Here is a 20,407-nt window from a genome sequence, read left to right as displayed (position 1 = left end):
ACATATTAAAAGTATCATTGTGAATTATTAAAAATCTACTAGTAAGTCATCAAGCTTTGTTTTTCGCCCTTTATTGACAAAAAACCCGTACTAAGAGTAAGGTAATCTTGCATGCGCTTACAATATACTTTGCCCTTGCAGGAGAATCGATACCAATGAGCTATCTGTTAGCTAATTTTAAGAGGCTGTATCCGGAAACTTTGAGAACACGACTTGCAATTTTTCTGATCATAGCCGTGTTGACTCCTATCGTACTACTCGGATTTATTTCATATTATTGGATTTATCGTGTCCAAATTGATAAAGTGCAGATGGACTTGCAAAGTATACTAGACAATGAAACCACCCAGATGCAAGGTGCTTTGGATGACTTGAGCCGAGCTTCCCAGTTACTAACGAATAACGGTGGCATTGGTGAAGATGTGCTCGCGTATGCATCAGAAAAAGATATGTATAAAAAGGCGAAGCTGTTTCAGGGTATAAATAAAAGCATAGACAACATCTATTTCTCTAGCCCTTCAATCGGGTTTTTATTCTTTTATATGCCAGGAAGTGAAGGCTCCTATTTTTTTTCGAATGAACAAGTTCGAAGCGACTTTTCCGCTCGGTCATTGCCTGTTTTTCTACACGCTAATAAACTGACTTATTATGGTATCCACCCTACCGCGATTTCTGCTTCGTCCGGATACAATGTGCTATCACTTGTACGCACACTAGAGGATGATGAACATAACCCTGTCATGTACGTGTACTTAGAATCAAGAGAAGAGAATCTTAAATTGTTACTGTCGCAGATGAGGTATAGCATGTCAGTCAAGCATGTTGTCGAGACACAGGACGGACGGATCGCATACAGTGATTTGCCACAGAAATACCCGATAGGCACCTCTTACGGCAAGTCGACCAAAACTGACCAATATAAAGAGTTCTCATCTTCAAATCCTAAAGGTTGGAAAATGCATGTACTTGTAACACGAAAGGAGTACATGCATGAAGTGAACCGTTGGCGATTTCAATTTCTTTCCCTCTCCATTTTGTCCGTTTTAGTTACAGCGCTGCTCTTTTTCACAATTTGGAAAATGGTGTACAGACCAATGTACCGAATCAATCTGGTGATCAGTCGATTCGACTTCAAGCGTAACCAAGGAAAGCTCGTTCGTACAGGCATGCGCGAGTTTGACGCCATTCTGCAGAACTTCTATTCCATGAGCGACCGAATTATTGATTTGCTAGATGAGGTCGAGACGAAGGAACGGAAGAGAGGACAATTAGAAGTGGAGAAGCTGCTCATTCAGATTAATCCTCATTTTATCCAAAATACGCTGAACACTATTCAATGGATCTCTCGCATGAACGGTCAAACAGAAATCGTAAGGCTGGTTACATTGTTCACCAACGTTCTGCATTATAATTTGGGTAAGAAAAATATTATGGTAACGGTCGAAGAGGAGCTTGCAGTGCTAAGGGATTATGTCGAGCTGCAGAGCATCCGTTACGATTTTCACTTCGAAGTGAATTTCGATGTTGATCAATCTTTACTTCAAGTGCAAATTCCACGCTTCATACTTCAACCGCTTGTCGAGAATGCGTTATATCATGGGTTAAATCATGAAAAGGGTTCTGTCCAAGTTATGATATCTTATGATCAGGACGACTGGTTGAGGCTTGCTGTTCATGACAATGGCCAGGGCATGTCCCAGGAGCAATTGACCCGGTTACTAGAGAACGACGAACGTTCGCGTAAAACCGGTCTCGGAATTGGGCTTCGTTACGTCACCCAGATGGTCGACTTCTATTATGGCGGACGGGGACGGATTGATGTGCAAAGTACACTCGGCGAAGGAACCTCGATTATGCTTGTCCTGCCGCCCGACCACAAAGGAGGGAATTCGCAATGATTCGTGCTTTGATCGTCGATGACGAGAGTTTGGTTCGCAGAGGGGTCCGATTCATGCTGCCGTGGGAGAAGTTCGGCATTTCCGTCGATGGGGAAGCATCAAACGGGGAGAAAGCACTACTTTATCTCGAACAAAACCAAGTCGAGTTGTTGATTACTGACCTGACCATGCCGGGCATGACGGGATTAGAGCTTATGGAAGCCGTCGAAAAGCGTTTTCCGCGAGTGGCAATCGTCGTCTTGACATGTCATCGCGATTTCGAATATATCCAAGAAGCGATGCGTCTCGGAGCAATTGATTATATCGTGAAGACACAACTGGAGAGTCAGGATCTGGACGAGTTGTTAGAAAGAATCGTAAAAAGAATGGGCAGGGTAAAAGTGCGAGAGCTCGAGGCAACAAGTTCGCAGATTCCTTTAATGGAGAAGCCAGACGAATCATCAAAACAGGATCAACTTCTGCAAGCATGGTCGTCGTTGCAATGGGTTATTGTGGCAGGCAAGCATCGTGAAATTGCTGATCGTATTGCTGAATTCGTATTGTCATGGGCGAACCGTAAAGCAATGCTTACAAGCTTACATGCGGTATGGGTCGCACGTCTGCCGTGGGTAGCAGAATATGAAGGGCAAGCCAGAATCCACAATGCTTCGGATTGGGCTGAGCTACGGGAATGGCTAAAGGAGTTTCAGCTGAACGTTCAGACAAGATTGCGCAACATGCTTTATTCCGAGGATATTTTGTCGCTCATCCTACGATCACTTGATGAAATTCATCGATCAGCCGGCCAGAAAATTACACAGGCGACGATCTGTTCGGAACTACATTTGAGCCGTAGCTACTTTAGCCGGAGCTTTAAAGACATTGTAGGCACTCCATTCGTAAGTTATGTACAATTTGTCAATATCAGGTACGCTCAGTATTTACTAGAGAGCACGAACTATCCTGTCTATGTCATTTCTGACAATGTGGGCTTTCAGGACGAACGGTATTTCAGCAAAGTATTCAAAGAGAAGACGGGCATGCTGCCTACCGAATACCGAATTAGTCTTCGAGACAGCTCTTCGACACCTCAATAGAGGTGTCGTTTTGTATTTTGACCTCATCCTGCGAACGATTTGCTCTAGAGGTTAGACAAATGTCTTCCGAACGGAACGAGAGTGCAAAAACATCGGCATGAGAAGATAAAAATCTGTACGTCCTTAAGAATGATAAGGCTTACAATTTCAATGTAGCGGAAATTAATACTCTTAAAAAAGGAGTTGTAAACATGGGGAAGGTCAACAAGGTTTTACTACTACCGCTTATAGCAATGTTGGCTTTTGTAACCGCTTGCAGTGAAGGGGCGAACAACAAGGAATCAAACACAGGGAATATTACGAAATCAAACGAAGCAGTAGAGACATCTAAAAGTAACACGACAAGCAATACAGACAACACAGACTCATCGGAGGAAGTTCCGGATCCAATGGGGCCGCTGCCAGAGAAAGTAACCGTTAATCTCGTCAAAAAAGTGAGGGACGGTGCCGACCATATCCCGAATGGTGAAAGTTTAACGGGTAACCGATGGGTTGATCTTGTTAAGAAACAACTCAACGTCGATGTGAATTTTCTGTGGAGTCAGAAAGAACCGGCTTACACCGAGAAGATTAAACTAGCAATCGCTAGTGATGATTTGCCAGATATTTTCACGGTAGATTATACGACTTACATGCAATTGATTAATGACGACATGATCGAGGATCTGACGCCTTATTATGAGAAATACGTCGGAGATGCGCTGAAGACCGTACTAGCATCAGACGGGGGTAAATCCATTGAGACGTTGACCAGAGACGGCAAGATTTATGGCGTCGCATCAATGGGGCAAGTCGACAATTCGTCTAGTCTAGCTTGGGTTCGTAAAGACTGGCTTGACAAGTTGGGGTTGAAAGAGCCAACGAATATGGCGGATTTGGCAACGGTCGTCGAAGCGTTCAATAAGAATTACGGAACAACAGGTATTCCGGGCCAAGAAGACTCCGGCAACGCGCGTAACATGTTCGGTTTCGAAGCATTGGCTCTTGCTTACGATGCGAAGCCATTCTTGTGGACCAAGGATGCATCAGGCAAGGTCGTTTATGGCTCGACCCAGCCTGAAATGAAGCAGGCACTTGCGAACATGCATGAATTGTATGCAAAAGGAGTACTTGACAAAGAGTTCGCAACTACAAAAAGCGATCAGTTCGCGCAGAAAGTTTCCAGCGGTAAAGCAGGCGTCTTTCTCGGTGCATGGTGGTCGGGCTGGTGGCCAATTGTCGACCAGTTGAAGAACGATAAAGAATCACAATGGCGTGCATATACCATAAAGGATGGGAACGGACAATTTTACGGCAAGCAGGAACCGCCAGTAGGCGAAATTGCGGTCGTCAAGAAAGGCTTTAAGCATCCGGAGTTGCTTTACAAAATATTGAATATTCAGCAAGAACCTACTATGGATCCATATAAGAATGAAGTGCTTGAAAACAAAATAGCTTGGAACGGTTGGGTTGTGGATTTCCCGCTCTGGCAAGCCGATCTCGGTGTCCAATATAACAAGAACTTGGCAGCAATGATTGATGGGGCGTCCAAGGACACGCTCGGAAACATGCCGAAGGATCAAATCGAGAATGTAGCCAGATTGTTTGAGAATTACAGCAAGGGCGATCAATGGATGAAAGATAATCCGGATGTGACAGGGGAGCTTGTCTCTCGAATCTACGGTATGGGAGCACTGGTTAAGGAATCTGCCAACAACAAGTTATTCAGTGACTTCTACGGTGTAACACCGACGATGGAGAAACGTTGGGTGAATTTGACGAAGTTGGAGTTGGATGCGTTCTTAAAAATCATTTTGGGTAATGCGCCAGTGGATTCATTCGATCAGTTTGTTAAAGATTGGAATGCTCAAGGCGGGGAAAGCATCACGAAAGAAGTCAACGAGATGCTTGGCGAGTAAGGCTACTAATGTAACGAGAGTTTGCGCTGAACTGGGCTTTACGGTTTGGCGCAACTCGTTAAGGAGTCCTAGATATGAAAAGAAAGCAAAGCTTTCAGTACTACGCGGAAAAATGGGTAACGCTTCAATTTAGCTTGGAGATTGTGAAGTAGTACACAATTAAACAAGGGATGGTGACAGTGCTTGAAAAAGATCATTAGTTTACTTTTATCGGCATTCATTCTAGTTTTGGGCGGGGGGGACGTAATGGCGGAATCTTGGATTCCCCTCCCGGTCAAAACATCGACGACACCAGGTGCGGGAAATGCGGGAGGCGAAGGCGGCCAATGGCCGCAAGGGATAGCGATTTCACAATCAGATCCGAACTTCATGCTGTACGGAACAGACGTTGGGGGATTGTACCGTAGTACTGATGGAGGAGCGAATTGGGAGCCAGCTAACATTGGCTACGATTCTAGAGGCAACTCGGGAGTTGCGATAGATCCTCGAAATGCGAACCGAGCGATTGCCGTTGGTGCGAACTCTGGCCCTTCAGCTTGGAATGGATTGTATCTGACAACTGATAAGGGCTTGTCTTGGACGAGTGTTAGACCTGAGAACATTAGTGGTTATCGCGACTTCCGTGATCAAATTGCTTATGATCCGAGTAGTTATGATGCAGTCGCAGGTTATACAAAGACGGTTTATTGGTCGAGAGTCGCCTCGGACATTACCAGTTGGGGAACCCCCACAGTCGATCCAGCAATTTATAAATCAACAGATGGTGGCAGCACATGGACCAAGCTAGCGAGTACATCTACTTATGCCGGCGGAATTTTGCGAGTACATCCGACCTCTGGAGCTATCTATTCCGCAACCAGTACTGGGTTTTATAAGAGTACTAATGGTGGCGTAACGTTCACGCTCAAGAGCTCGGGGGCGGCTAACGGACTTGATATCGTACCAACTTCAGGGTATGGGAATTACGTGTTTCTTAGCAAAGCAGACGGTTTATATAAATCGATCGACAGCGGGGAAACTTTCGTAAAAGTTACGTCGTCCACTTACCCGACAATTAATCCTTATAATTTAAAAGTAAGCCCTGTGGATCCGAACCGGATGGCCATAGCAGCAAATGAAGGAGCATATGACCATAAACGTTACTACACGTCCGACGGGGGAGCGACTTGGACGGTTTCTACTTACGATAATTCAAAAAGTGTCATTCCATATAATAATCGTCAAGCTGTCTTTACCTGGCATCCAACGAACGCTTCTGTTGTATGGTCATTTGGGGGAGACTATATGACCAAAAGCACAGACGGAGGCGCAACATGGGTATGGGCCAATAATGGAAATAATGGCATTATGACGGGCGGTTACTTCAGTTTCAACGTCTATAACGACAATATCGCCTACTTGGGTTCCCAGGATTATGACGGTATGTTGACGACAGACGGAGGAGCAACTTGGAAAATTACAAATTTAATGCAGCAAGTCTGGGGTGGGTGGGTTTACGGTGCATATGCAGCCACTGGTAATCTCTATTATGGAGGCGTACCGCCTGTAGGCAATTATAATGGTCCCCGAAATCTCTTCATTACTCGAGATAACGGCGGGACGATAACGAATACAGGCATCGTTCTATCTGGAGACCCAGTATCATACCAAGATCCCGTTAACAGCAGTATTTTGTTTGCTTGGAATAAGAGGAGCACGGACAACGGGTATAACTGGACAACGATGAGTGGCGCAACAGGAGTGTTTACGCATAATCCGACGGGTTCGAAGGAGCTTTATGGTGCGAACGGAAGCAGTCTGGTGCGTTCCACAACCCAAGGCGCATCATGGACGACGTTATCGACTTTGCCCGCAGACATTTTAGATGTGCAATACGATCAAGTGCGTAACCGAGTATATGCCGTTACACAGGATCGTCTATATAAGTATGATATCTCTACTTCGACGCTGACCGAAATAACCTCTTCTGTTCCAGTCGATCAGATGGGAAATCGGCACATCATTACGGTCGCGGTCGACCCTGGGAATACGGATATCGTCTACGTTGGTGGCCCTGGTAACACGTACACGACTGATGCATCCGTCGTGCGTTCTACTGACGGTGGTTTGACATGGACTATTCTTACGCGGAATACGCGCGTTCCGAATCCGCAATTCGGCAAGGATGGTGCTCGCGAAGCCGGGGTAATCCGTGTGCAGCCTTCTACTGGCTATGCTTTTGTCGGTACCGGCTGTTTCGGAATTTGGAAGATTGCCAGACCAAGTGGATCTTCCGATACTTCTGCTCCAACAACGCCGACTGCACTGACATCGACTTCACATACAGACACCACGGTCAGCTTGAGCTGGACTGCTTCTACCGATAACGTCGGTGTGACGGCATATGATGTGTACTACGGCACGACACTTGCTGGCAGCACATCATCGACGAGTTATACAGTTACAGGCTTAACGAATGCAACTGCCTATAGCTTCACGGTCAAAGCGAAGGATGCTGCAGGTAATGTATCGGCAGCGAGCAGCGCAGTGAATGTTACGACTTCGGCTTCAAGCGGCTACACGGAAAACTTCGATGACAACCTCGCTCAGAACTGGTCGGCGGACAGTGCCAACTGGTCGGCGACAGCCGGTGCTTACAAGCAAACGAGCTCGACATCCTATCAGAAGGCAATCTATAACGGTGCGACTTGGGATTCCAGCTATGCGTATAGCGTTAAGCTTTATTCACCTTATGGTTCATCTACAAATAAGTACGGTGTACTCTATAACTACGTAGACGCGAACAATTATTACGAGTTGACGCTTGCTCCTGCATCGACTAACGCTAACTTGTACAAAATTGTTGGAGGTACACGTACCTTAGTGCAATCTGTACCTTTCACCGGTGCACAGAATACGTGGTATACCGTGGAGATTATTCGGAACGCAGGGAACACGACGGTAAAGGTAAACGGGACGACGTATTTTAGTGGCGTATCGCAAACCGAGCTTGGGGCAGGCAAGATTGGCGTATCTGCTGAATGGAACACCGCCAGTTTCGATGATGTAACCGTAAGTTCTTCCGATACGACAGCCCCCACGGCCCCAACCGCTGTAACTTCGCCGTCACATACAGATACGACGGTTAACCTGGGTTGGACCGCATCTACTGATAACGTAGGTGTTACGGGATACGATGTCTATTACGGCTCGACGCTTACAGGCAGCACCGCATCGACGAGCTACACCGTGACGGGTCTTAGCCCCAATACCGCATATAGCTTTACGGTCAAGGCGAAGGATGTCGCAGGAAATGTATCGGCAGCGAGCAGCGCAGTGAATGTTACGACTTCGGCTTCAAGTGGCTATACGGAAAACTTCGACGACAACCTCGCACAGAACTGGACGGCGGACAGCGCCAGCTGGTCGGCGACAGCAGGTGCTTACAAGCAAACGAGTTCAACGAGCTACCAGAAGGCCATCTATAACGGTGCGACTTGGAATTCGACTTACACTTACAGCGTTAAGCTTTATTCGGCTTACGGATCATCTTCCAATAAATACGGTGTAATCTACAATTATGTGGACGCGAACAATTATTACGAGCTGACGCTTGCTCCTGCCTCGACGACCGCCAACTTGTACAAAGTTGTCGGTGGTACGCGTACCTTAGTGCAATCCGTACCTTTCACTGGTGCACAATTTGCGTGGTATACCGTGGATATTATCCGCAACGCTGGGAGCACGACAGTAAAGGTAAACGGGACGACTTATTTTAGTGGAGTATCGCAAAACGAACTTGGAGCAGGCAAGATTGGCGTGTCTGCTGAATGGAATCTTGCGAGCTTTGAAGATGTAAGTGTTCAATAATGAAATGATATAAGTATGCGGCTCCAGTCTCGAAAGCGGCAGGGGCCGTATGAATATTTCAAAGAGGCTTGCAGTAAGGTATAATGCCGACCGAATACCAGTTCAGCCTGCGAGATAACCCCGACACCTCAATAGAGGTGTCGTTTTGCTATAGATCCATACTACGAACAATGTGCTCAAGAGGTTAGATGAATGTGTTCCAATCGTAACGAGAGTACAAAAACAACGGCATTAGAAGATATATCACTCTACGTCACATGTACTGATAGGGCTTACAATTACAGAGCAAGATAAAAAAATATAAAAAAGGGAGTTGTAGAAATGGCAAAAGTGAGAACGGCAATACTCCTGCCACTCATAGCAATGCTGATGATTGTCACCGCTTGCAGTAAGGACACCACGAATGACAAGACGCCAAACACAGCGTCCAACACAAGTTCTAATGCAACTGTGGATTCGACGGACAATCATTCAATATCCGAAGAAGTTCCGGATCCAATGGGGCCGCTGCCAGAGAAAGTAACCGTTAATCTCGTCAAAAAAGTGAGGGACGGTGCCGACCATATCCCGAATGGTGAAAGTTTAACGGGTAACCGATGGGTTGATCTTGTTAAGAAACAACTCAACGTCGATGTGAATTTTCTGTGGAGTCAGAAAGAACCGGCTTATACCGAGAAGATTAAACTAGCAATCGCTAGTGATGATTTGCCAGATATTTTCACGGTAGATTATACGACTTACATGCAATTGATTAATGACGACATGATCGAGGAGCTGACGCCTTATTATGAGAAATACGTCGGAGATGCGCTGAAGACCGTACTAGCATCAGACGGGGGTAAATCCATTGAGACGTTGACCAGAGACGGCAAGATTTATGGCGTCGCATCAATGGGGCAAGTCGACAATTCGTCTAGTCTAGCTTGGGTTCGTAAAGACTGGCTTGACAAGTTGGGGTTGAAAGAGCCAACGAATATGGCGGATTTGGCAACGGTCGTCGAAGCGTTCAATAAGAATTACGGAACAACAGGTATTCCGGGCCAAGAAGACTCCGGCAACGCGCGTAACATGTTCGGTTTCGAAGCATTGGCTCTTGCTTACGATGCGAAGCCATTCTTGTGGACCAAGGATGCATCAGGCAAGGTCGTTTATGGCTCGACCCAGCCTGAAATGAAGCAGGCACTTGCGAACATGCATGAATTGTATGCAAAAGGAGTACTTGACAAAGAGTTCGCAACTACAAAAAGCGATCAGTTCGCGCAGAAAGTTTCCAGCGGTAAAGCAGGCGTCTTTCTCGGTGCATGGTGGTCGGGCTGGTGGCCAATTGTCGACCAGTTGAAGAACGATAAAGAATCACAATGGCGTGCATATACCATAAAGGATGGGAACGGACAATTTTACGGCAAGCAGGAACCGCCAGTAGGCGAAATTGCGGTCGTCAAGAAAGGCTTTAAGCATCCGGAGTTGCTTTACAAAATATTGAATATTCAGCAAGAACCTACTATGGATCCATATAAGAATGAAGTGCTTGAAAACAAAATAGCTTGGAACGGTTGGGTTGTGGATTTCCCGCTCTGGCAAGCCGATCTCGGTGTCCAATATAACAAGAACTTGGCAGCAATGATTGATGGGGCGTCCAAGGACACGCTCGGAAACATGCCGAAGGATCAAATCGAGAATGTAGCCAGATTGTTTGAGAATTACAGCAAGGGCGATCAATGGATGAAAGATAATCCGGATGTGACAGGGGAGCTTGTCTCTCGAATCTACGGTATGGGAGCACTGGTTAAGGAATCTGCCAACAACAAGTTATTCAGTGACTTCTACGGTGTAACACCGACGATGGAGAAACGTTGGGTGAATTTGACGAAGTTGGAGTTGGATGCGTTCTTAAAAATCATTTTGGGTAATGCGCCAGTGGATTCATTCGATCAGTTTGTTAAAGATTGGAATGCTCAAGGCGGGGAAAGTATCACGAAAGAAGTCAACGAGATGCTTGGCGAGTAAGGCTACTAATGTAACGAGAGTTTGCGCTGAACTGGGCTTTACGGTTTGGCGCAACTCGTTAAGGAGTCCTAGATATGAAAATAAAGCAAAGCCTCCATTATCACGCAATGCTACTGCCCGGAATTGTCATCCTGCTCATATTCAGCGTGTACCCGATGTTCGGAATCGTTATGGCATTTGAAAGTTTCAATCCGAGCAAAGGATTCTGGGGATCGAGATGGGTCGGGCTTGAAAACTTCCATTATATGTTTGAAATTCCTGATAGTTATCAAGTCTTTAAGAATACCATCTTTATTGCGTTCGGCAAAATCATTGCTAATTTAGTGGTCTCATTGTTTTTCGCGCTGATTCTAAATGAGCTAAGGTTTAAAACGATGAAACGCGTGATACAAACAATCGTCTACTTACCACACTTTATTTCCTGGGTTTTACTTGGAGGGATTTTGGCGCAGATGTTCTCCTTTGACGGGATCGTGAATCAAATAGGTGGTTTATTCGGGGCAGAACCAGTGCTCTTTATGGGCAACAACCATTGGTTCCCAACGATCCTAATCGGAAGTGATGTTTGGAAGGAATTCGGTTTCTCCGCGATCGTGTTTATCGCCGCGCTGACGGGAATTAATCCTTCTTTATATGAATCGGCAGCGATAGACGGAGCGGGCCGTTGGCAGCGTCTGCGTTACGTCACAATTCCGGGGATCTCCACAACAGTCGTGCTCATCACGACGCTCGCATTGCAGAACGTTCTGAACGCAGGTTTCGAACAAATCCTTAATTTATATAATCCAGTCGTCTATCAATCCGCGGATATTATTGATACTTACGTGTACCGGGTGGGCCTAATTGAATCGCAATTCGAACTTGCAACTGCAGTAGGACTTCTGAAGTCCATCGTTAGCTTTATTCTGATTGTCATCTCGTACCGATTAGCCGCGAGGTACGCGAACTATCGCATCTTCTAGAACAGAGTAGAGGAGGAGCCTCGTGATATACGAAACTACAATAAAAAGAAGAGCGGAAGACGCGTTTGTAGTCGGAGCGCTTCTGCTAATTGCCGCCATCAGCGTGTTTCCTATCCTACATTTGTTCGCTTTATCCTTTAGTGACAGTGGGGCGGCGTCGGCCGGCAAAGTAACGATTTTTCCAGTGCAGTTCAATTTGGCTGCGTATAAGGTGGTCGTAGATGATCACTTGTTTTTTAAAACATTTCTTAACTCCTTAAAGCGAGTCGGACTCGGTGTAGCCGTTCAGTTTCTAATCACGGTGTTGATGGCTTATCCACTCTCCCGCAGCGTTAATCAATTCGGGAGCCGAAACATTTATATGTGGTTCGTGGTCTTCACGATGCTGTTCAGCGGCGGACTTGTTCCTTGGTATATGACTATACGAGATTTGCACTTGCTTGACTCGATCTGGGCACTCGTGCTGCCTGGAGCAGTCCCTGTGTTTAACGTCATTCTGCTTATGAACTTTTTTCGGAACTTGCCCAAGGAGCTTGATGATGCAATGGCAATAGATGGAGCTGGACCTTGGATGGGGCTAGTGCGAATGTATATCCCGTTATCGCTGCCTGCCATCGCAACAGTCACACTGTTCTCAATGGTTGGCCATTGGAATGCTTTCTTCGACGGTTTGATTCTAATTCATAGCGAAGAGAAACAGCCCCTGCAAACTTATTTGAATCAAATCGTCGTGCAGATGAATTTGAACAGTGCCAATATGACCGAAGATCAACTAAATACGCTGATGAAGCTATCAAACAAAACGGTCAACTCAGCCAAAATATTCATAAGCATGCTGCCGCTGTTTATTATATACCCTTTCTTGCAACGATACTTTATTCACGGTATTACGCTTGGATCGGTCAAAGAATAGGGAGGTCTAGAATCGAATGAATATACGAATGTTGGAGCAGTACTGGGATGTGGAAAAAACGATGCGTAATCCACATAAAGGCTGGTACGTCCATCAACTAGACAACACCCTTAAGTATTATGGCACTTCCTTTGAGGAAGATCCGCTCGAGGACTTTCCAGGTCTGGACCATTTGTACTTGCGTCTTGCATGGAGTTATCTCGAACCTGAAGAGGGGGTTTATCGATGGGAGGTTATCGATAATGAGATCGAGCGCTGGGTCAAGTCTGGGTTGTCGATAGCCTTTCGAATCACCTGTAAGGAGACTCATGACAATCAAACATTCGCGACTCCTCGCTGGGTGATGGAAGCAGGGGCTAAAGGTTTGTTCTTAAGCGGGGAAGGCTGCAATATATGGGAGCCTGATTATGGAGATCCTATTTTTCTCGAAAAACTAGAAGCATTTCACAAAGCATTCGCTGCCCGTTACGATGGTCAATCCTGGCTCGCATATGTCGATATCGGCAGCTATGGGGATTGGGGTGAAGCTCATACATCGTTTGGGAGTAAGCAGGATTGGCCGGTTGATATCATAGTTGCTCACTTAGACCTTCATTGCCGTTGCTATCGGCATGCGCAATTGGTGATTAGCGATGATGTCGCGAGTGCACGCAATCAATCTAACGACGAACCTGAATATATCTTGTTGGCAATTCGGGAAAGAGGTATCACGCTTAGAGATGACGGGATTTCCGTAGAATGGTTTGCTGAGCGCTTTGGCGAGAGCACGTTGCGTAATCCCGAGTATTTCGAGCCTTTCTGGCGAGATAAACCGATTGTATTGGAATTGGAGCATTATCATTTTGCTGTCCGAACAGATTGCTGGCAGGAAGGTATTCCATTAATGCATGCTGTACGAGAAACACATGCAACTTACGCCGGCTTCCATGGATACCCAAGAAAGTGGCTGGAAGAGAACCGAGATTATGCCGCCCGGCTGTCAAACCAACTTGGCTATTGGTTTTTTCCGAAGAGCGTCTCGTATGCCGACAAGTGGTCAAGCGGCAGCAAAGAACGTTTGCGTATCGTATGGCAGAATCGAGGAAGTGCACCGGCATATCATGCTTATAAGTTGTTTCTTCGCATGAGTCAGACCGACATGCCGCATATGAGCCAGATACTGGAGCTGGAAGGTTCGAATTGCCGTAATTGGATGCCGGGATGTGTTTTTGGCGAGACGTACCGAGTTGTCGTCCCGGAAGAATGGGAGCAAGGGACGTATTCCTTATCAATAAAACTGATTTATTCCAATGAAAGCGATGTTTCTAGAGCAGTTGAGCTAGGGTTGCAGGACGCACTTCGTGATCAAGATGGGTTTTACAAGATTGGGAATGTGGAAGTGATGTAAAAGGGCAGAACAATCGTAATGTTAAACGACAAAACGTAGTTAAGCGGTATATCACAATAATTACGTGGCGTAACTAGGGGCCTTAGTCACGACTATGACTGGGGCTCTTTACTATAGAATGTCAGGAGGTCGATTAGACGGATGGTAATCAGCAAGCAAGAGCCACTAGATATCACAGCGAATAAATGGAAACTTATTGAATTTGGACTGGCCACATCCTTCACCTATGTCAATCCTTTCTGGGATGTGCAGGTTTACAGTGAATTCCGACATGAGGATGGGAGTATTCAAAAGGTATCTGCATTCTATGATGGCCAGGATGAAAAAGGGCTCCATTGCTGGAAAATCAGATGGTCGCCGGAGAAGGAAGGCAAATGGCACTGTAGGATATTCTCCTTACCGGCGAATGAAGAGTTGGCGAGAGAGTTTTCGCTAAGCACCGGTAGACCTGATCCTGGCAGCAGGGGATTTCTTCGCGCTGATTCATCAGCAGCTTCCTACGGATTCCACTTCGATAATGGTGAGCCGTTCTTTCTGTTCGGGGATACACAATACAACATCTTTGGGGCAGCTTATTGCGGAGTCGACGTGGAATCGATTCTGAAAAAACGACGTTCTCAGGGTATCAATTACATTCGAGCACGCATGCAGGTCAGCCCGTATCATCCAGACATCAGAAATCAATGGCAGACAAAAGATTGTTGGCCGTGGGGAGGTAGTCCCCAATGGCCTGAATTTATGAAGTTGAATCTGGACTACTTTAAAGCAGTGGATCAGATAGTTGCCCTAGCCTCGGAACTGCGAATGGGCTTTGAAATCATTTTGCAGGGATGGCTGATGGAATTTCCGTTTAACGACAGAAGCAAATTTATTGCTGAGTATGAATCTTTTTGGCATGAATACATCATCGCAAGATATGCCGCTTACGATTCGGTTTATATTTGGTGCCCGGCCAATGAGTACGAATACTACCCTGTGGGATTGCCGGCAAGATATAACAAAGAAGCTAACCGCTGGATCATTCGATTATCCGAGCAGATTCGTTCATTTGATCCGTATGCACATCCGATCGGCGCACATAACTGGGAGCAGAAGCTGTCGCTGCATGAGAGACTCGGTCATTGCGAGATGATAGACGTCTATCTCATTCAAACGAATTGGGCCTCTCAGGTACTGGATTCGCCAATACCGTCATCGCGATGTGCTGGACTGGAGGGTGACTTGAACCATCATTCCGGAGGCAGGATGAAAGCGAGTATTTGCGCGGAATTCGGCTACGAAAGAGCAGACGGGCTCCTGACCGCAGCCATTCATCAGCAATTGGACCACCACCATACCCGAAGAGGTCAATGGAGAGCTGGTTTCAGCGGTTATCCAATCGTTCATGGTTTTGATAACACATGGGGACCGCATATAAGACTCGAAAAGGAGTCGGTAGGTACCAGTTATCTGCTCCCTTACTATCGATTCATGACGGAAATCGTTTCATTCAACCGTCTATCTCCTGCCCCTGAACGCATTTCAACAGCGAGCGGAACTGAAGCGGAGGGCACCTTGCCGTTATGTCTAGCCGACAGGGAGTTCGGTGTGATTGCGATTTACTTTCCGACTTCAGGTGCGTGCGAATTATCTGCTGAAGCGGAGGAAAGCGCATGGTATAGATGGTTTAATCCGCGAACAGGAGAATTAGCGGAATACGAGCGCTGCAATGGCGTATCCTTCTCAACTCCAGAGGCGGCCACTACAGGGGATGATGAAGAAAGCGATGATTGGGTGTTACTCATAACACGAGAGTGCCATTAGCCTACGCTTTACTTAAACAGTAAGGGAGATAGCATTATGAAGCTTAGTAATCAAATCGCAATTGTGACTGGTGGAGGACGGGGAATAGGCAGGCAAACGGCGATTGATCTGGCTCAAGAAGGCTGCAAGGTCATGATTGCATCCCGTTCGGAGAGTGAGCTTCAGGAAACGGTTGCAGTAATTCGAGAGTTCGGCGGAGAAGCGGACAGGTTCGTCGGCGATTTGACGAGGCAAGAAAACGCACAAGGGCTGATGAAGGCTACACTCGAACGTTTCGGTCCTCCGACTATTCTTATCAACAACGCTGGGGTATTGCGCGTCACCCCTTTTGAAGAAATAACCATGGAAGAATGGGACAGCGTCATGGATGTCAACTTGCGTAGTGTCTTTATTCTAAGCCAGCTTGCGCTTAAAGAGATGATGAAGCATCGGAGAGGATACATCATTAACATATCATCCACGGCTGCATTAGATGTCTCGAGCGCGCACGCTTCGTACGGTGCATCCAAAGCTGGCGTCGGAGGATTAACTCAGTCTCTACGCAAAGCGGCCAGCCCCTACGGCATTAAAGTGAGTGCGGTGTATCCAGGAATGACCGAAACCCAGATGGTCAAGGAATTCCATGAGAAGAACGAGGAATCTTCGTGGCTCCTTCCACAGGATATTTCCGATTGCATCATGTTTTTATTGCGAACGAGCGAGAGATGCCTAATCAAAGATTTAATTCCGGTCAATCGATAAATAACTCGCGAAGGAGGAGCAAGTTTGACTTGGAAAATTGGAGTTGTCGGCACAGGCTTCTGGTCCGAGAAGCATTTGCAGGCGTGGGAGCGCATGCCTAACGTTAAGATTCATGCCTTGTGTAACCGGAGCCGCGACAAAATGGCAGATAAAGGCCGTCGTTACGGCGTACCAGAAGATAGGCAATATACCTCGCTTGATGAGATGCTGGCGGATGCGGACATCGAAATCGTAGACATCGTAACGGGGCCAGAGACGCATCTATCTTTCGTTGAGAAATCAGCGCGAGCGGGAAAGCATATTCTTTGTCAAAAGCCATTCGCTGAATCGTTTGAAGAAGCTCAGCGGATCGTGCGTTCGGCGAGCGAGGCGGGGGTACGCCTCATGGTAACGGAAAATTGGCGTTGGCTGTCCATTTTTCAGCATATAAAGCAGGTAATAGACTCCGGTGAACTGGGTCAAGTACTCGTCGCCCGATATATGCACTCCGACTTTTTTACAATGCGCATGTCAGAAGAACGGACAGTTGCGCAGCCATTCTTAAAAAGCATGCCCCGTCTCATGTTCTATGAAATGGGCGTCCATTGGTTCGATACGTGGAGATTCCTTTTCGGGGAGCCAAAGAGGATCTACGCGGAATTCCAACACAATAGCCCTTTTGTCGTTGGAGAGGACTCCGGCATCGTGACGTTGGCACATGAAGGCTTCTATGGATTTCTCGACATGAGTTGGGCGACTCGCCGGGAGTTGTGCGGATCACTCGAGAAGGATAGCGTGCAAGCACATCATATAGAGCATTTCGTTATCGACGGAGATCGTGCAACTTTGAAAATGCACGGTGATGGCAGTATCACGGTCATCGATTCGAGTGGGGATAGGAGAGTTGTTTGTGGTCCGACACCGCTCGATCACGAGGAAAGCCACTTCCGGTTATCCACGCATTTTATTGAATGTCTGGATATAGGGAAGCCATTCCAGACTAGTGGAGAAGATAACCTGCTTACGCTAAGACTTACTTTCTCCGCCTATGAAAGTGCGGAGAAGCACAAAGCAATTAATTTTGAATCATAACCAAGAAAGGTGACAGGAATGAAAGCGGCGATTATGACAGCTCCATATACAATCGGGATACAGGAAGTGGAGAAACCGGTGTTGAAGGCTGGCGAGGTACTTATCCGAATGAAAGCGGCGGGCATTTGTGGTGGCGACGTGCACTATTACGACGGAACGCATCCTTATGCGGTGTATCCGCAGATCTACGGCCACGAGCTTTCAGGCGTTGTTGTGGAGACGGGAAACGGGACGACTAAGCTGAAGGTCGGGGATCGCGTCGTCGTTGAGCCTGCTGTCCCCTGTGAGAAATGTTATCCTTGCCGAATCGGCAAATATAACTGTTGTATCAAGATTGATATGATTGGCGGTTTCCGGCCGGGAGGGTTCGCGGACTACGTTGCGGTACCTGAAGCATATGCTCATCCGATGCCAGATGGGATGACGTACGAGGCGGGGGCTCTCTGTGAGCCGTTTACGATTGGTTCCCAGGTCGTCCATCGTGCGGGGATGCATGACGGTGCTACAGTCGCCATTCTTGGCGTCGGACCAATCGGGCTGACGGCGCTCATCCTCATGAAAAGGCTATTTAATGTCAAAGTGTTCGCGGTCGACGTCGTACCCGAGCGACTCGAAAGCGCTAGGCAGTTCGGAGCAGACGTGCTAATCAATCCCCGGGAGCAAGATACGCAGAAGACAATTGATGAACAAACAGGCGGGGAAGGTGCAAACATTGTAATCGAATCCGCGGGTCTTAAGCTGACGATGGAGCAGGCGATCCATATCGTTAGTCCGGGAGGGCGTATCGTAATCGTCGGACTGACGAATGATCAAGTAGGCTTTCCCGGAATCTTGTTTACGAAGAAAGAAGTTGAAATTCTCGGAAGCCGTAACAACGCTGGCAGGTTCCCGGAAGTAATGAATTTCCTGCATGAGAATCCGGATATCGTAGAGGCTTTCATATCGGCCAGGATGACGTTTGCTGATATTGCTGAAGGGTTACACATCGCTAAGACCAAACCGAACGAGGTCAACAAAATCATTCTCACATTTGACGAACCGAATTAATCGTAGCGTTGAGACTATACTTAGTTTGAAAAATGGGAAGGGAGTTATCCAAATTGATAGAGAACATAGATCATATCGCCATCGCGGTCTGGAACATTGATAAAGCTTTGCCTTTTTACACCGAGCAGTTGAAGTTAAAAGTGATCGAAGATGAATTACTTCCGTCGGCTGGCGTTCGTCTCGCTTATTTAGACGGCGGGTCAACCATGATTCAGCTCGTTCAGCCAATTGGGGATACGCCAATTCGCAAATTTCTAGAAGAAAAGGGTGAAGGGCTTCATCATCTTTGCTTTGGAGTGACTAATATTCCCGATGTCTTGTCCGATTTAGACGGAGAGCAGATGACCAAGGTCGTAATGGGAGGCAGGAAAAAAAGGGCAAGCTTCCTTAGCCATCAGCCGAATGGCCTGCGAATTGAACTGACGGAAATGGAACCGTTCGGAGGGGAGTGAACGGGATGAAGAAGGAAACGCGAAAATGGGTCGTATTTGACGACGATCCTACCGGAACGCAAACGGTTTCCGGTGTCGATGTCATCTTAATGCCATCGCGAGGCGCCTTCAGACGTTTCCTATCTGGAAGCCGTCAGTCAGTATACGTGCTGACAAATACGAGGGCGATGCCTGAAGAGGAAGCAATAAAGTATTTAAGTATGCTCAAAGAAATCATGGATCAAGAAGCGGAACGACTCGGTTCTCTCATTGGCTACATACTGAGAGGCGATTCGACTTTAAGAGGGCATGTTTTCTCGGAAATGGACGTGTTTCGCGGAGATAATACGGTAGGGTTGTTTGTCCCAGCGTTTCCGGAATGTGGACGCGTTACGTTAGGTGGCATCCATTATCTGGTTGAAGGCGATCATCGTATTCCTACGGCATATACCGAGTTTGCCAAGGATACCGTGTTTGGTTATAAGAGCGAGACGATCGCGGAGTGGGTTGCAGAGAAAGGGAATGACTGGAATTCGATGCTAGTTCCAATAGCCAGAATCCGGACGGAAGGAGCCTCTGCAATTACAAAAGCGCTTCTGGTTGCGGAGCCAGGCACGGTTGTTATTCCTGATGCAGAAACGATCGATGATGTCCGGGTTATCGTAGCCGGATTGGCTGATGCCGAAGCAGCGGGAAAGGAGATTGTCACTCGCGGAGCCTCGACATTTGCAGCTGCCAGATGTGGCTTAGAAGCGTTGGAGCTGCCGGGAATACCGGGAGGAGAAGAACCGGGACGTCTGCTTGTTGTTTGCGGTTCGCATACGGAGGCATCGACCCGTCAGCTCGGGCAATTGACACGCTCTCTTGGAGTTGAACCCGTCATAGTGCCGACCGAGCGTTTATTTGCAGAAGGGGTTGCTGTTCTCGTACCTGAGCTTGCGGAACGGTTAAAGCAGCAGATTGACGCCAACGGCATCGCGGTGCTGGCTTCGGAGCGAGTGAGGGAAAGCAGACACGGAGATTTGAAGCACGGCGCGAAAGTGATGAGTGCCCTTACTAAGACGTTGAAGGCAGTCGCTCCATGTTGCGACGCTGTTGTCTCCAAAGGAGGAATTACTTCGGCACAAATCGCTTATGACGGTCTGCAAGCGGAAGAAGCAGAAGTTATCGGACAGTTGGAAGCCGGCATCTCGTTATGGCGTTTAAAAACACCGAAAGAATGCAGAGCGTGGTACGCAGTTATTCCGGGCAATGTCGGTGATGACAACACGATAGTCCGTGTCGTCCAAAAAATGAATTCGTCCTTATTCAAATAGCTAATTGG

General features: G+C 47.1%; 14 protein-coding genes. All 14 read left to right on the top strand.

Annotated features, from left to right (window positions below; genetic code table 11):
• Positions 1–155 precede the first annotated feature (155 nt).
• The 14 genes from BLW29_RS07230 (at position 156) to BLW29_RS07165 (ending at position 20,399) form a co-directional block, all read left to right on the top strand.
• A complete protein-coding gene (locus BLW29_RS07230; protein WP_090977730.1) occupies positions 156–1,898 on the top strand; it encodes a sensor histidine kinase in 1,743 nt (580 codons plus the stop codon).
• Positions 1,895–2,974, top strand: coding sequence for a response regulator (locus BLW29_RS07225; protein ID WP_090977728.1), 1,080 nt, complete (start codon positions 1,895–1,897; stop codon positions 2,972–2,974). The genes BLW29_RS07230 and BLW29_RS07225 overlap by 4 nt, the downstream gene beginning before the upstream one ends.
• Positions 2,975–3,165: 191 nt before the next feature.
• Positions 3,166–4,872, top strand: coding sequence for a type 2 periplasmic-binding domain-containing protein (locus BLW29_RS07220; protein WP_090977726.1), 1,707 nt, complete (start codon positions 3,166–3,168; stop codon positions 4,870–4,872).
• A 246-nt stretch (positions 4,873–5,118) separates the two neighbouring features.
• A complete protein-coding gene (locus BLW29_RS31680) occupies positions 5,119–8,721 on the top strand; it encodes a fibronectin type III domain-containing protein (protein WP_256208425.1) in 3,603 nt (1,200 codons plus the stop codon).
• Between the two features lie 321 nt (positions 8,722–9,042).
• Positions 9,043–10,728, top strand: coding sequence for a type 2 periplasmic-binding domain-containing protein (locus BLW29_RS07210; RefSeq protein ID WP_090977724.1), 1,686 nt, complete (start codon positions 9,043–9,045; stop codon positions 10,726–10,728).
• Positions 10,729–10,802: 74 nt separating this feature from the next.
• Positions 10,803–11,690 (top strand): ABC transporter permease, encoded by an 888-nt coding sequence (locus BLW29_RS07205; protein ID WP_090977722.1) that lies wholly within the window; start codon positions 10,803–10,805, stop codon positions 11,688–11,690.
• A 22-nt stretch (positions 11,691–11,712) separates the two neighbouring features.
• The gene (locus tag BLW29_RS07200; RefSeq protein ID WP_256208424.1) at positions 11,713–12,603 is read left to right on the top strand and encodes a carbohydrate ABC transporter permease; all 891 of its coding nucleotides are present in this window, start codon (positions 11,713–11,715) and stop codon (positions 12,601–12,603) included.
• A gap of 49 nt (positions 12,604–12,652) precedes the next feature.
• Complete coding sequence (locus BLW29_RS07195; protein ID WP_177186517.1) at positions 12,653–13,990, top strand: DUF4832 domain-containing protein; 1,338 nt, start codon at positions 12,653–12,655, stop codon at positions 13,988–13,990.
• Between the two features lie 141 nt (positions 13,991–14,131).
• A complete protein-coding gene (locus BLW29_RS07190; protein ID WP_090977718.1) occupies positions 14,132–15,793 on the top strand; it encodes a glycoside hydrolase family 140 protein in 1,662 nt (553 codons plus the stop codon).
• A gap of 36 nt (positions 15,794–15,829) precedes the next feature.
• Positions 15,830–16,534, top strand: coding sequence for an SDR family NAD(P)-dependent oxidoreductase (locus BLW29_RS07185; protein WP_090977716.1), 705 nt, complete (start codon positions 15,830–15,832; stop codon positions 16,532–16,534).
• 24 nt (positions 16,535–16,558) lie between these two features.
• Complete coding sequence (locus BLW29_RS07180) at positions 16,559–17,605, top strand: Gfo/Idh/MocA family protein (RefSeq protein ID WP_090977714.1); 1,047 nt, start codon at positions 16,559–16,561, stop codon at positions 17,603–17,605.
• Positions 17,606–17,623: 18 nt separating this feature from the next.
• Positions 17,624–18,652, top strand: coding sequence for a zinc-binding alcohol dehydrogenase family protein (locus BLW29_RS07175; RefSeq protein ID WP_090977711.1), 1,029 nt, complete (start codon positions 17,624–17,626; stop codon positions 18,650–18,652).
• Between the two features lie 53 nt (positions 18,653–18,705).
• The gene (locus tag BLW29_RS07170; protein WP_177186516.1) at positions 18,706–19,104 is read left to right on the top strand and encodes a VOC family protein; all 399 of its coding nucleotides are present in this window, start codon (positions 18,706–18,708) and stop codon (positions 19,102–19,104) included.
• Positions 19,105–19,109: 5 nt separating this feature from the next.
• Positions 19,110–20,399: a four-carbon acid sugar kinase family protein gene (locus BLW29_RS07165; RefSeq protein WP_090977708.1), complete on the top strand. Its 1,290-nt coding sequence runs from the start codon at positions 19,110–19,112 to the stop codon at positions 20,397–20,399.
• Positions 20,400–20,407 lie beyond the last annotated feature (8 nt).

The organism is Paenibacillus sp. CF384, from assembly GCF_900106745.1.
In the GTDB taxonomy this organism is placed as follows: domain Bacteria; phylum Bacillota; class Bacilli; order Paenibacillales; family Paenibacillaceae; genus Paenibacillus_Z.
This window is presented reverse-complemented; position numbering and strand designations above follow the sequence as displayed.